This is a genomic window from Vibrio chagasii (assembly GCF_024347355.1).
In the GTDB taxonomy this organism is placed as follows: domain Bacteria; phylum Pseudomonadota; class Gammaproteobacteria; order Enterobacterales; family Vibrionaceae; genus Vibrio; species Vibrio chagasii.
Genome location: NZ_AP025465.1, coordinates 3,246,961 through 3,260,853 on the forward strand (window position 1 = coordinate 3,246,961; position 13,893 = coordinate 3,260,853).

Sequence of the window (13,893 nt, forward strand, 5' to 3'; positions counted from 1 at the left end):
AAAACCGCCCGAAGGCGGTTTAGGTGTTAGTTAGAATTGGTAAGCAACGCTGACGTAATAATTACGCTCTGGGGTTTTATAGCCTTTAGCAGTTTCATACTCTTCGTCAAATAAGTTAGCAACTTTACCCGCAACGGTTACGTCATTATCAAAGTGGTAAGACGTTGCAAAATCAAATAACGAGTACGCATCAAGCTCTGTTGTATTACCTAGATCATCATAACGCTTACCTTGATATAGATAACTCAAGTCGAATCTCCAGTTGCTCAACTCATAAGTAGTGTTCCATTTACCACTATGTTTCGCTCTACGAGCAAGTTCGTTACCTGTAGATTTGTCTTCGGTATCAAGATAGTCGTACGATGCTGAGTGATATAATGGTCCAGTATAAAAAGAGCCGACAACTTCGTACCCTTTAATTTCCGCTTCGCCTATATTCACTTGAGTAAGACCATTACTTGTAATCATCTTCTCTACATCACTCTTGTGTGCAGCCACTCGTAACTCAAGAACGTCAAAGCTACCTTCTAGTGCTACTTCTGCTGTTTTTGATTCTTCCGGTTGTAGATTTGGGTTACCTGAGTAGCATCCCCATGAGCTACATTCTAAAGGCCAATACAGCTCATTAAATGTTGGAGCCTTAAATGCAGTACCATACATGCCCACTAGACGAATAGCCTCAGTAATACTGTACCCTGCACCTAATTGATACGTCGTAAAGTTTCCAAATGAACTGTTATCATCCCAACGCAGATTTGCTTCCGCAGACAATTTGCCTATAGATACATCACCACCAGCATAGAGCGCGGTGTTATCACGACTATCTTTAGTCATCGATGTAGAATCGTTTTTCACCTTATCTCGGTACCAATCAACACCACCAATAACCGCTGCACTATCATTTAACTTGTACTGGTTATTCCAAGACACAGAGTTACGGTTAGTTGTTATAGAACTCGGCACTGTCCCTTGCCCTGAAGATTCAGCTTCATCTTGATTGCTTCCAAGGGTTACCACGCTATTTAAGGAGTCACGCTTGTAATCTCCCACTAGACCTAACGCATATAGCTCACTGTCAGTTTCATCAACACCTCCCCACGGGTTATCAAACTCTACGTCGTGCTTCTGATAGTAACCATTCGCTTTCAAGGTAAAGTTTGGTGAGACGTAAAAGCCACCATCGATAGTGAGGTACTGGGTGCTGTGGCCATCTTTATCCGCATCAATAGGATTGGTACTCGTGGGTTGGACATTATAGCCTTCGCTTTGCTGATGTGTGGCTACCACATTAATCCAGCCACTATCGTTAGCAACTGACCCTGATGCATTTATATCATATAGTCCAAAACTACCGACCCCTGCTTTAACAGTGGCTGTATTATCAGCACTTCGCGTAGTTATAATATTGACCACCCCGCTAACAGCATCAGAACCGTACACTGCAGCACGAGCACCTCTTAAAACTTCAACTCTCTCCACACCATTCAACGGAATCGAGGCTAGATTAGCGTAACCTAACGTAGCACTACCAATTCGAATGCCATTCACTAGGATGAGAGTGTTTTTAGTAGAGCGACCACGTATATATAACTCTTGCCCCTGCGCAAGACCGCCTTGATTCGTTATTTGAACCCCTGGTAATCGGCGTAAAACTTCAGATAGAGAAGTGGCTTGTATAGCATCTATTTCTTGTTTTGTTATAACTTCAACTGGAGCAATTGTATCGCTGACTTGTTGCTCAAAACGGTTCGCCGTAACCACCATGGTTTCATCGGCAGATGCTTGTTGGGCGTGTAAATTGGAGATAGGTGAAAGCAGCGATGCTACAGCAACCGCTAAAAGGGATTTGTTCATGTTGTGATCCTAAATCGCGTAAATTCCTACCAAACCACATGTCATGGTTTAGCCGCTGGCAGGTATTCGGACTCAAGAGCACAACCTTATGGTTACCTGATATTCGACTTCCCACAAAAAGCTATTTGCAGTGTCTGATGAATACTCGTTCTCTTTTACCGCTGCGCGTCAGTTCTGGATTCACACCAGATTCCCTCTTCAGCCATCTATACATCTAAATGACACCAGCTTGCCGGAGATAGTATTGACCTATGAATCATTTGTCTAGTCTAAGATAGTTATAAGCTATAGTTTTCATGGTCGATTTACATTGAATGGCGCTCAACACTGGACAAGCGCCTGTGATTGAATAAAATCTGCGCTCTTGATTTAAAAGCACGACAGCAAAAGGCATAACCATGGCGAATTTAGATGTAAACCCGCAACGCTACCAAGAACAACTGGCAGAAAAGACAGAGCGTCTTACTGAAATGTTCTCAGAATATAATGTGCCTGAGCTGGAAGTGTATGAATCTCCAGAACAACACTACCGCATGCGTGCTGAGTTCCGCGTGTGGCATGAAGGTGACGATATGTATTACGTCATGTTCAATCAAGAAACTAAAGAAAAATACCGCGTAGACCAGTTCCCTGCTGCTAGCCGTCTTATCAATGACTTGATGCCTTTGTTAGTCGATGCAATGAAAGACAACCACTCTCTACGCCATAAGCTATTCCAAGTAGACTTCCTATCTACACTTAGCGGTGAGATTTTGGTGTCTCTGCTTTACCACCGTCAACTAGGTGAGCAATGGATTCAAGATGCCAAAGCGCTAAAACAGCAATTGAACGATGAAGGTTTCAACCTAAACCTGATTGGTCGTGCTCGTAAGATGAAGATCGTTTTAGACCGTGATTACGTTATTGAGAAACTAGACGTAAATGGCGATAGCTACATCTACCAACAAGTAGAAAACAGCTTCACTCAACCAAACGGTAAAGTGGCTGAGAAAATGTTGGAGTGGGCCGTTGACTGCACTCAAGACAGCAAAGGCGATCTGCTAGAGCTTTACTGTGGTAACGGTAACTTCTCATTAGCACTGGCACAAAACTTCGAGCGTGTATTAGCGACTGAGCTAGCGAAACCATCAGTTGAATCAGCGCAATACAACATTGCAGCCAACAAGATTGATAATGTTCAGATCATCCGTATGTCTGCGGAAGACTTTACGGTTGCGATGGAAGGCAAACGTGAGTTCCGCCGTCTGCAACAAGCAAACATCGATTTGAAGAGCTACAACTGCAACACTATTTTTGTTGATCCACCACGTTCAGGTATGGATGTAGATACTTGTAAGATGGTTCAAGGCTACGAGCGCATCATGTACATCTCTTGTAACCCTGAAACATTGAAAGAGAACCTAGAGATCTTAAGCGAAACACACGATATTACTCGTTTTGCTCTGTTCGACCAGTTCCCTTACACACACCACATGGAAGCAGGCGTATTCCTAGAGCGTAAAGCGTAATACTCGCTTTCCTAATCTAGGTAAAAGCCAAACTGTAGACACAAAAAAAACGAGCCAATCGGCTCGTTTTTTTGTTTATAGGTTGGATTAAGCTGTCTTACCGATAAAGCCTAACTTCTTACCTACCCAAGCAAGCAGTAGCATTGCGACGATAATCGCGAAGAAGTTTGAACCCGCATCTGGGTGTTGTGCTTTCACAAACGCAGAGTGACCAAATGCGCCCACGAAGAAACACGCTAAACCAACTAACGGGATATCTTCCGATACTGGGTTAGTTAGGTACTCTTGGTAAAGTGCTTGTACAGCTAAAACTAAAGCAATCAGTGGGAAGATTGAGAAGCCCACTTCGCTCATTGTTACCCAAGATAAAAGTGCATCGCCACACACACCAGCAATCAGAGCCAGTACCAGTGTTTTTCTTTCTGAGCCACGGTTTACAGTATTATTTTCATTCGACATTATTCTATCCCGCCTTTTAATCGGTTACGTTCACGTTCTTTACGATACCAAAAAGCCCCTTTGGCCATCATTCTCAATTGCATGATCAAGCGCTCAGCCAGTTCGTCTCGCTGACGTCGATCTAAATCTAATGCTTCTGCCCCTGAGTTAAAGACCAATATGACCGAAGCTTCTGCTTGCGTAAAAGCTTCATCTCGTGTCATGCCAGTCGTGATTAGGTATTCGGTTAACTCAGCAGAAAAGTGCTGTATCTCACGAGCCACCGCTGTACGAAACTCAAATGAAGTTCCTGAGCGCTCTCGCAATAACAGTCTGAATACGTTAGGGCTGCTTTCAATGAACTCCATAAAGGTTTCAACCGATGTGCGAATAACACTGCCTTCTTTTACTATACGCTGCCTAGCTTGACGCATTAGCTGGCGCAGTAGTAAGCCCCCCTCATCTACCATGGTTAAGCCAAGCTCATCCATATCTTTGAAGTGACGATAAAAGGAAGTCGGTGCTATTCCAGCCTCACGAGCGACTTCTCTCAAGCTTAGGTTGGAAAAACTACGATCGGCACTGAGTTGGCTAAATGCTGCATCGATTAAGCTGCGACGAGTTTTTTCTTTTTGCTGTGCGCGAATGCCCATTGGTTTCATACTTTATCAATTTCTTCTTTTACAGCCTAAACAGGCATGTCTAATACTCTGTTCAATATAACGCGAATCACTTATTTTTATAAGATACTCCGGTTTTATAAGACACCAAACACGCCTCTTTGTTCACGTACCGCAGTAAATACGTTCGCAGAAAAAATTTCAATATCCACACTGCCATTTGGAGACATACGACATACCAAAAATTATTTTTTCGCTAGCACTGCGTGATCCCGCCGACTCTCTGATGCCCTTTTCATGTACGCAAGAACAGAATCAGTTAAAATCCCGCTACAGCAATGTTAATCAAATATAACAAGGAAGATATCTATGCCACACTCCAACCACTTTGATGTAATCGTAATTGGTAGTGGCCCCGGAGGCGAAGGGGCAGCGATGGGATTAACCAAAGCCGGGTTGAACGTTGCAATCATTGAAAAAGAGAGCAGCGTTGGTGGTGGTTGCACCCACTGGGGAACCATTCCTTCGAAAGCTCTGCGTCATGCTGTAAGCCGTATTATCGAATTTAATAATAACCCTCTATTCTGTCAGAACAACAAAAGCATTCACTCGACGTTTTCCAACATTCTGGGGCATGCGAAATCCGTTATCGATAAACAGACTCGACTGCGTCAAGGCTTCTACGATCGTAACCAATGCACTCTGGTGTTTGGTACAGCTCGTTTCATTGATACCAACACTATTTCTGTAATGCAAAGTGATGGTACGGAAGAGCATTACAGTGCCGACAAGTTTGTGATTGCGACAGGTTCTCGCCCATATCAACCAGACAACGTCGACTTTCTACATGAACGCATCTACGACAGCGACTCGATTCTTTCTCTTAAACACGACCCGCAACACATCATCATCTACGGTGCAGGTGTTATCGGCTGTGAATATGCGTCTATCTTCCGTGGTTTGGGCGTAAAGACCGATCTCATTAATACACGAGACCGTCTACTGTCATTCCTAGATAATGAAACCTCTGACGCACTTTCTTACCACTTCTGGAACAGCGGTGTGGTGATTCGTAACGATGAGACCTTTGAGAAAATCGAGGGCACTGACGATGGCGTTATCATTCACCTGGAGTCAGGCAAAAAGATGCGTGCGGACTGCTTGCTGTATGCCAATGGCCGAACCGGTAACACTGACAAGCTGAACTTAGGTGCGGTTGGTCTAGAAGCGGACTCTCGTGGTCAGGTATCAGTGAATACCAATTACCAAACCAACGTTGACCATGTATACGCGGTCGGTGATGTGATTGGCTACCCTAGCCTAGCAAGTGCTGCTTATGACCAAGGTCGTTTTGTTGCACAAGCGATTGTCAAAGGTGAAGCAGAAGGTCACTTGATTGAAGATATCCCAACGGGAATCTACACCATTCCTGAAATCAGCTCTGTCGGTAAAACCGAGCAAGAGCTGACAGCAGCGAAAGTACCTTATGAAGTTGGACGTTCTTCATTTAAACACTTAGCTCGCGCTCAAATCGCGGGTAAAGACATCGGTAGCTTGAAGATTCTATTCCACCGTGAAACCAAAGAAATTCTGGGTATCCACGTATTTGGTGAGCGTGCCGCAGAAATCATCCACATCGGCCAAGCAATCATGGAGCAAAAAGGGGAAGCGAATACTATCGAGTACTTCGTTAATACCACCTTTAACTACCCTACAATGGCTGAGGCTTATCGTGTTGCCGCTCTTAACGGTCTTAACCGTTTATTCTAAATAAAGAACTAATAAGAGCATTTGACCACCCATAGGCCAAATACATAAACAGCAAGCCATGAGCTTGCTGTTTTTATTTAAGGTATTGAAAAATATAGCACCAAGAGTAATTAGATCATGATGTTCTAAATGCCCTTTGACCTGTACACCTTTTATTTTTACCCATTAGAACTAAGCAAGAAATTCGCCTTTCTTCCACTGAGAAACAAATAACACACCAAGACCAATACCGCGCATTGCCATAAAGCTCAGCATCGCAAGCCACAGAGCATGATTTTCTAAACTGGACGCTAGGAAGAAAATCGCAAAGAAGCTGCAGGTCGCGACAAACATACTATTACGCATGTCCTTGCCTTTGGTTGCTCCAACAAAAATACCATCGAGTAAGAAGCACCACATTGAAACCAGCGGCATTGCGATTAACCAAGGCAGATACACCTCAGCTTGGCTTTTTACATCTGGGATGGTGGTAATCATGTTAATTAGGTTTGACCCAGCAATCGCGAACACTAAGGTAAGAACCACACAAATATTGAAGCTCCAAAAGAAAGTGCCAATCAACGACTGATTTAATTCATCTTTGTCTTTCGCTCCTATCGCCTTACCCACCATGGCTTCCATCGCGTAGGCAAAACCATCCATCCCGTAAGAGATGATCATCAGGAAACTCATCAATACCGCATTGGCTGCCACGACATCATCACCAAAGCTTGCTCCTTGGAAAGTCATGAAAGTAAACGTGGCTTGCAGACATAAAGAACGCAGGAAAATATCGCGATTCAGTTTTACGAAGCGACTTAAACCTTGGCTAGTTTTCTTAATCAAAGCCCACGGTGATGGCAACTGTCTCTTTAGCCAGATCCGATAAACGCAGATCAGTCCAAACGTTAAGCCTGCATAATCAGCCAATACCGATGCCAGTGCAGCACCTTCCACCTGCCAACCGAAACCAATCACAAAAACTACGTCCAACACGATATTGGTGATGTTAGTGATAATCACCATCCACATCGGCGCTTTTGCATTCTGAGTTCCAAGTAGCCAACCCAAAATAACGAAATTCGTCAGTGCAGCCGGTGCACTCCATGCTCGAATCGAGAAATACTGTTGACCGTAATGTTTTACTTGATCACTGGCACTGCTTAATGAAAAAACCAGATCAGCCACTAAGCCATGTAAGAGCAAGAAAATACCAGCAAGCCCAAGAGCCATGGTCACGCCCTGCACGAAGACTAAACCAAGCTGCTTGCCATCATTTGCACCGTACGATTGTGCGGCAAGGCCGGTTGTCGACATGCGTAAAAAACCGAGTAACCAGAAAGTCACACTGATCATGGTGCCACCTAACGCCACACCTCCTAGGTACCAAGAATGTTCTAAGTGACCGATAACAGCAGCATCCACTAAACCCAGCAGTGGAACAGTAATATTAGAAAGCACCATCGGGATCGCGAGCAACAGCACTTGTTTGTGCATAGCTTGGTTGGATAGCGTTTGGAAAATAGTTTGGGGATTAAATAGCTTCACGATCACCTCTTTAATTAGAGGCGATAGTTTAACCTAGTGAGTGTGCTTTCACTATGTTGTGAGATTTTGGCTTATGACAGATGTGGCTTCGAGTATGTGTAAGTAGTACCGCTCTAGCGCTACCACTTCACTAGTACCAGCTGCGGCGTTAAACGTTTTTTAACCTGGGAAATTTTGCACAATAGTCGCTGCCATAACTTCCAACGATTACATTGCTGCTCTAATGGCGAAAATGCTTTAACCCACTGTGCCCACGGTAGCCAATTAAGAATGCTGTCGACTGGAGAAGATAAGCCATGTGCATAGTCACCAGAACCCAGCTTCTTCCCTAAAGTACTTGAGCTCTTGTCGCCCGCTAGCACCACACACGCATGTGCATGAGTAAAGTAACGGCTCAGCGATTGAATAAAGTGCGCGGTTTGCTGCTCGTTGCAATCCAGCAGTGCATGTTCACACACCACCATTACCGAAGCTTGCTCTGGGATATTGAGTTCATCTAACCAAGTCAGGTCATCTACTGAACCACACTCCAAGCGGTAGCGTTCATTTTTGTGGAACAAACGTTGTCGCCAAAGTAGGTTCTCGGTCACATCCAACTCTACCCAGTGACAGCGGCCATTGTCTAATCGGTAAAAACGGGTGTCGAGACCAGCTCCCACGTTAATAATCCACGCATCTGGGTTGTGAGATAGGAACTGCTGAACTTGAGAATCGCAAAGTTGAGTCAGTGTCGCGTAAAGAAGTTGTTGTTGGTCGAGTTCGCCAGTAAGGCATTCTGGCGCTAATTGACAACGCTTACAGGCCTGAGCTGCTATAGGATCATAAACGAGACCATCATCGGCAAGGCTTTCTCGGCTGCGAAACCAAAGGTGTTGGACGAGGTTTGTCGGAACTTGAAGTTCTTGATGTACAGACGCTTGATCAGCAGAAACCTTTTGTTCAGAGGAGCGCGGTCTAGCTATAAGCGGCTTTATTTGAGGCTTGGTTTGAATTGGCATCATCATCTTCCTTGTATCTCGACAAAGAAGATGATAATGAATATCAATTACAATAACAAGTTATTGAGAATAAATATCAATAAGATGTTTGTACTGATTACATCCAGTCCGTATTACGAATAATACCAACAGCAAGACCTTCAATAGACAAGTGTTGAGATTCTAGATCGACACGGATTGGAGAAAACTCTTCGTTTTCAGCGTGTAACAGCACTGTAGAACCTTTACGTTCTAGACGTTTTACCGTTACATCATCATCAACACGAGCAACCACAACCTGACCGTCGCGGACGTCTTGTGTTTTGTGAACAGCAAGCAGATCGCCATCCATAATACCGATGTCTTTCATACTTTCGCCATTTACACGAAGTAAGAAGTCAGCTTGAGGTTTAAACATGCCTGGATCGACTTGGTAATGCATTTCTACATGCTCTTGAGCCAAGATAGGCTCACCAGCGGCAACCTGACCGATCAGAGGCAGACCTTGCTCTTCGTTCGCTGCATCTTCAAGCAAAATACGAATACCACGAGACGCACCCGGGATAATCTCAATCGCTTCTTTACGAGCAAGAGCTTTCAAATGTTCTTCTGCAGCATTTGCAGAACGGAAGCCTAATTCACGGGCAATTTCTGCACGTGTCGGTGGCATACCGGAATCTTCGATCTTACCTTTGATAAGGTCAAAGACTTGTTGTTGGCGGGGCGTTAACGGCTTCATGATTCACCTGTCTTTTTATACAGTTGACTGTGAGTATATCCAGTAACTGGACAAAAGCAAAGCAATTGGTTGTTTTTAGTTCATTTTTCGCTAATTACAAAACCAAGATCTCGAACCACACATAAGCCGCAAGCGCTAAACAGATGAAAACGGCTGCCGAACCGACATCTTTCGCCATTCCTGAAAGCTCATGATGTTCACTACCAATACGATCTACAACCGCTTCAATTGCAGTATTAATGAGCTCAACAACCATCACCAGCACGATAGAGGACACCATTAAGATTCGTTCTACATGGCTCACATCGAGGTAAAACGCCAACGGAATCAGCACCGCAGCCATGAATACTTCTTGTCGAAAGGCCGCCTCGTTTTTAAACGAACTTGTGATGCCTTGCCATGAAAAGCCCGCTGCTTTCACGATACGTTTAAATCCGGTGTTTGATTTTTTGGTCATTTTTAACCCTATACTCAATCAGTCGATGAATGATATTCCACAAACTTAACGGCAATATGACTATTTCCATTAAAAGGTTAGACCAGTTTCTGGTATTCTTGCATCGATTAAATTTACGCCTAGGCTTATCCCTATTTTACTTGAAAGGGTTACCCTCTCTCATCATAGAAATAGAGATACGCTTAAGCACATTGAAATAACTATTGAGGCTGTGAACCTATATGTCTTCTGGACAATCTTTTTCACGTTCATTAATGAAGCTACCTTTATCCGTATTGGTAAAAGGCACATCAATCCCTTCGAATCCAGTTGAAGATTTGCAGATTGATTTAGGCAAACCAATTGTATACGCCTTACCGTTTCGCTCAAGCGTCGACCTACTGACACTCCAAAAGCACGCGCTAGAACTGGGTTTACCAGATCCGCTAAGCAAGCTTGAAATCAGTGGTAAATCACTGCCACGCTACGTTTTTATCTCTTCACGCAAAACGCTACTACAAGATGATGATTACGTCCCAGCCTCTTCTATTGAAGTCTTCTCTGAGCTGCTTGCACTGCATGCTGACGACTCAGAGCTGGATGTGCAAGTTATCCCTGCAACGGTATTGTGGGGCCGTAAGCCTGGTAAAGAGAATAACCAGAAGCCTTACCTACAAGCAATGAACGGCTTAGAGAAATCAATCGCTGTTTTAATTGCTGGCCGCGACTGCCTAGTACGATTCAGCCCTGTGGTATCTCTGCGTTACATGGCAAACTCACACGGCACCGACAGCACTATCGCACACAAGCTGGCGCGTGTAGCTCGCATTCACTTCTCACGCCAAAAACTGGCAGCCTCTGGCCCTAACCTGCCAAGCCGTCAAGCATTGTTCGATCGCCTACTAAAATCAGAAGCGATCAAGAAGGCGATTGAAGACGAAGCGAAGTCAAAGAACATCTCCATTGAGAAAGCGAGCAAAGAAGCTCAGGACATCATGGATGAGATCGCAGCGAACTTCTCTTACTCACTGATCAAACGTGGCGAGAAGATTCTAGGTTGGTTGTGGAACAAACTGTACCAAGGCCTACATATCAACAACGCTTCAACCGTTCGTAAGCTGGCACAAGATGGTCACGAGATTGTTTATGTCCCTTGTCACCGCAGCCATATGGACTACTTACTGTTGTCTTATGTGCTTTACCATGAAGGTATGGTTCCTCCGCATATCGCTGCGGGTATCAACTTGAATTTCTTCCCTGCCGGTCCGATTTTCCGTCACGGTGGTGCGTTCTTCATTCGTCGTAGCTTTAAAGGTAATAAGCTGTACTCAACGATCTTCCGTGAGTACCTAGCTGAGCTGTTCGCTAAAGGCTACTCGGTAGAATACTTTAGTGAAGGTGGCCGTTCTCGTACGGGTCGTCTGCTACAAGCGAAAACCGGCATGCTAGCGATGACAATTCAGGCAATGCTGCGTGGTATGAACCGCCCAGTAACGTTAGTTCCTGTTTACATCGGCTACGAGCACGTAATGGAAGTAGCGACTTACGCAAAAGAACTACGTGGTAAGCGCAAAGAGAAAGAAAACGCGAGCCTAGTGATTCGTACTATCCGTAAGCTACGTAACTTTGGTAAAGGCTACGTGAACTTCGGTGAGCCGATTCAGCTTAACCAATACCTGAATGAGCATTCTCCAGAGTGGACGAAAGACATCGGTCCAATGGGTACCAGCAAGCCACAGTGGATGACGCCTGTGGTCAATGACCTGGCAACTAAGATGATGACACACATCAACGATGCGGCAGCGACCAACGCACTGACATTATGTGCAACCGCTCTGCTTGCATCACGTCAGCGTGCATTGTCTCGTGACTCTTTGGTTTCTCAGATCAATTGCTACCTGTCTCTACTTAACAATGTGCCTTACTCAGACACATTTACGGTACCAAAAGACAGCGCGGAAGAATTGGTGAAACATGCAGAGTCTCTGAACAAGTTCTTGATTGAGTCAGACTCAATGGGTGACATTATTTCACTAGACCGTCACCAATCGATTCTGATGACTTACTACCGCAACAACATCATTCACTTGTTTGCGCTGCCATCGCTAATTGCTCAGATGACTATTCGTCAGCACGGGCTAACGATCGATGCGATTCAAAAGAATGTCGCGGCAATCTACCCGTTCTTGAAAAAAGAGCTATTCCTAAGCTACGACGAAGACCTTCTTGAAGGTGTGGTGTCGAACATCATCGATGAATTGGTTAGCCAAGGCATGCTAGTTGTGTCTGATAATCAAGTCACCATCAACCAATCGAATAGCCAAGCGCTAATGCTACTAGGTCGCACGATTTCAGAGACACTTCAGCGTTACTCGATTGCTCTTAACCTATTGTCAGAGAATCCGGAACTGGATAAATCTGATCTTGAACAGAAGAGCCAAGACATTGCACAACGCCTAGGTCGCCTGCAAGGTATCAACGCACCTGAGTTCTTCGATAAAGGTGTATTTGCTTCGATGTTCGCTACGCTCAAGCAACAGCAATACCTGGATAACGACGGTAATTGCGACTTAGAGAAAACTCAGCAATTCGCTAAGCTTCTGTACTCAATGCTTTACCCAGAAGTTCGCTTAACGATTCAAGAGAGCATCCACCAAGCAGAGTAATTTGTTGTCTGGCACGCTTTAAGCGCTAAGCTGAAAACCATCAAAAAAGCACCCATTGTGGGTGCCTTTTTATTTGTGCTGTACCGTCCTAAATATGGTTGACACATTTCCAACATGAAATTGGAGAGTGTCATGAAAACAACAAGTAGACGTACTCAACGAGATTATTCTCTTGCCTTTAAATTGTCAGTCGTAAGCCAAGTTGAAAAAGGCGAAATGACTTATAAGCAAGCTCAAGAACGTTATGGGATCCAAGGTCGCTCTACCGTTTTAGTTTGGCTTCGCAAACATGGTCAACTAGATTGGTCTAAAGGAACAGAACAATCGAGAGCGTTAGGAGCGACTATGTCAAACTCTTCCTCAACTCAAACCCCAGAGCAACGAATCAAAGAACTCGAGCAGCAATTAGAAGAGACTCAGCTCAAAGCTGAGTTCTTTGAAGCGGTTGTAAAAGTCATGGATCGAGATTTCGGTGTCCGAATCTCAAAGAAGCGCAAGGCCGAGTTATTAAGGAAAAAACGGTCAGAAAGTTGACCGTCACTAAAGCTTGTCACTTCATAGGTATTACACGACAAGCTTTCTACAAGCGCTGTGTTGCAGAAATTCATCAGACAAAAAAAGATGAATTAGTACTCGGTTTTGTGAAGAAGCAAAGGATGATGCACCCTCGTATAGGGACCCGTAAGCTCAAGTATTTACTTGCTCAGAACGATATTGAAATCGGTCGAGACCGCTTATTCTCTCTGCTGAGAATGCATCGATTATTAGTGCAGAATCGAAGGGCTTACCATCGAACCACAAACAGTAATCATCGCTTTTACTGCCATCCAAATCGAATCAAAGAAGGCTTAATACCGGAAAGACCTGAGCAATTATGGGTTGCCGATATTACTTATCTAGCGACGCGGTGTGGTAGTACTTATCTCAGTTTAGTGACGGACGCTTACTCAAGAAAAATCGTGGGCTATCACATAGGTGATGATATGAAAGCTCGCACTGTTAAGCTGGCCTTTTTAAACGCGTTGAAAGAGCGGAAGAATACAGGTGACCTTGTACATCACTCAGATCGAGGTGTTCAATACTGCTCTGTGGAATACCAGGAGTTGCATCGACAGTATGATGTATCTTGCTCAATGACTGATGGTTATGACTGTTATCAGAATGCGTTGGCAGAGAGGATCAACGGAATACTGAAGATGGAGTATCTGTTGAATAAGCCTAATGATTTAGATGAAGCAAAGAAAATGGTCGCCGAATCAGTAAAAATCTATAATGAATATAGGCCTCACACAGCTCTAAAATACAAAACGCCCGATGAAGTACATCGAGCGTTTTAGTCAATCAAGTGTCAACCCATA

The 13,893-nt window shown here is 44.3% G+C and carries 11 protein-coding genes and 1 riboswitch; of the genes, 4 read left to right on the forward strand and 7 right to left on the reverse strand.

Features of this window, described 5'->3' with window-relative positions; all coding sequences use genetic code 11:
- Nucleotides 1–30 precede the first annotated feature (30 nt).
- Nucleotides 31–1,854: a TonB-dependent receptor domain-containing protein gene (locus OCV52_RS15010; protein ID WP_137408670.1), complete on the reverse strand. Its 1,824-nt coding sequence runs from the start codon at nucleotides 1,852–1,854 to the stop codon at nucleotides 31–33.
- Between the two features lie 40 nt (nucleotides 1,855–1,894).
- Nucleotides 1,895–2,098: riboswitch (cobalamin riboswitch) on the reverse strand.
- 154 nt (nucleotides 2,099–2,252) lie between these two features.
- On the opposite strand from OCV52_RS15010, the gene trmA reads away from it, so the two are divergent.
- Complete coding sequence (gene trmA / locus OCV52_RS15015) at nucleotides 2,253–3,362, forward strand: tRNA (uridine(54)-C5)-methyltransferase TrmA (protein WP_055318286.1); 1,110 nt, start codon at nucleotides 2,253–2,255, stop codon at nucleotides 3,360–3,362.
- An 87-nt stretch (nucleotides 3,363–3,449) separates the two neighbouring features.
- Here the strand turns inward: trmA and OCV52_RS15020 are convergent, their stop codons facing one another.
- Entirely contained in the window at nucleotides 3,450–3,821 is a 372-nt protein-coding gene (locus tag OCV52_RS15020) for a YijD family membrane protein (protein ID WP_004740556.1), read from the reverse strand.
- The gene (gene fabR, locus OCV52_RS15025; RefSeq protein WP_004740554.1) at nucleotides 3,821–4,462 is read right to left on the reverse strand and encodes an HTH-type transcriptional repressor FabR; all 642 of its coding nucleotides are present in this window, start codon (nucleotides 4,460–4,462) and stop codon (nucleotides 3,821–3,823) included. Before fabR ends, OCV52_RS15020 begins: the two co-directional genes overlap by 1 nt.
- Nucleotides 4,463–4,789: 327 nt before the next feature.
- On the opposite strand from fabR, the gene sthA reads away from it, so the two are divergent.
- Nucleotides 4,790–6,190 carry a Si-specific NAD(P)(+) transhydrogenase gene (gene sthA / locus OCV52_RS15030; protein ID WP_105057898.1) on the forward strand — a complete coding sequence of 467 codons (1,401 nt, stop codon included), beginning with the start codon at nucleotides 4,790–4,792 and terminating at the stop codon, nucleotides 6,188–6,190.
- Between the two features lie 171 nt (nucleotides 6,191–6,361).
- Here sthA and dinF read toward each other — a convergent pair whose 3' ends face one another.
- The 4 genes from dinF to OCV52_RS15050 form a co-directional block, all read right to left on the reverse strand.
- Nucleotides 6,362–7,717 carry an MATE family efflux transporter DinF gene (gene dinF, locus OCV52_RS15035; protein WP_198779391.1) on the reverse strand — a complete coding sequence of 452 codons (1,356 nt, stop codon included), beginning with the start codon at nucleotides 7,715–7,717 and terminating at the stop codon, nucleotides 6,362–6,364.
- 119 nt (nucleotides 7,718–7,836) lie between these two features.
- Nucleotides 7,837–8,715, reverse strand: a complete 879-nt coding sequence (locus tag OCV52_RS15040) for a class I SAM-dependent methyltransferase (protein ID WP_137408671.1) — start codon at nucleotides 8,713–8,715, stop codon at nucleotides 7,837–7,839.
- A gap of 97 nt (nucleotides 8,716–8,812) precedes the next feature.
- Entirely contained in the window at nucleotides 8,813–9,433 is a 621-nt protein-coding gene (lexA, locus tag OCV52_RS15045) for a transcriptional repressor LexA (RefSeq protein ID WP_004740541.1), read from the reverse strand.
- Between the two features lie 94 nt (nucleotides 9,434–9,527).
- Nucleotides 9,528–9,890: a diacylglycerol kinase gene (locus OCV52_RS15050; protein WP_102424013.1), complete on the reverse strand. Its 363-nt coding sequence runs from the start codon at nucleotides 9,888–9,890 to the stop codon at nucleotides 9,528–9,530.
- Nucleotides 9,891–10,111: 221 nt separating this feature from the next.
- Between OCV52_RS15050 and plsB the strand changes: the two genes are divergently transcribed.
- Both plsB and OCV52_RS15060 read left to right on the forward strand, forming a co-directional pair.
- A complete protein-coding gene (plsB, locus tag OCV52_RS15055) occupies nucleotides 10,112–12,535 on the forward strand; it encodes a glycerol-3-phosphate 1-O-acyltransferase PlsB (protein WP_137408672.1) in 2,424 nt (807 codons plus the stop codon).
- A 132-nt stretch (nucleotides 12,536–12,667) separates the two neighbouring features.
- Nucleotides 12,668–13,872, forward strand: a protein-coding gene (locus tag OCV52_RS15060; protein WP_137408673.1) for an IS3 family transposase whose coding sequence is annotated in 2 segments (ribosomal slippage) — nucleotides 12,668–13,055 and nucleotides 13,055–13,872 — 1,206 coding nt in all. Because the reading frame shifts where the segments join, the coding sequence is not laid out codon by codon here.
- Nucleotides 13,873–13,893 lie beyond the last annotated feature (21 nt).

Excerpts from the sequence above, each read along its gene's own strand:
- trmA (WP_055318286.1), top strand. The coding sequence starts at position 2,253 with ATGGCGAATTTAGATGTAAACCCGCAACGCTACCAAGAACAACTGGCA.
- lexA (WP_004740541.1), bottom strand. The coding sequence starts at position 9,433 with ATGAAGCCGTTAACGCCCCGCCAACAACAAGTCTTTGACCTTATCAAA.
- plsB (WP_137408672.1), top strand. The coding sequence starts at position 10,112 with ATGTCTTCTGGACAATCTTTTTCACGTTCATTAATGAAGCTACCTTTA.
- OCV52_RS15020 (WP_004740556.1), bottom strand. The coding sequence starts at position 3,821 with ATGTCGAATGAAAATAATACTGTAAACCGTGGCTCAGAAAGAAAAACA.
- fabR (WP_004740554.1), bottom strand. The coding sequence starts at position 4,462 with ATGAAACCAATGGGCATTCGCGCACAGCAAAAAGAAAAAACTCGTCGC.
- OCV52_RS15040 (WP_137408671.1), bottom strand. The coding sequence starts at position 8,715 with ATGCCAATTCAAACCAAGCCTCAAATAAAGCCGCTTATAGCTAGACCG.
- OCV52_RS15050 (WP_102424013.1), bottom strand. The coding sequence starts at position 9,890 with ATGACCAAAAAATCAAACACCGGATTTAAACGTATCGTGAAAGCAGCG.
- OCV52_RS15010 (WP_137408670.1), bottom strand. The coding sequence starts at position 1,854 with ATGAACAAATCCCTTTTAGCGGTTGCTGTAGCATCGCTGCTTTCACCT.
- sthA (WP_105057898.1), top strand. The coding sequence starts at position 4,790 with ATGCCACACTCCAACCACTTTGATGTAATCGTAATTGGTAGTGGCCCC.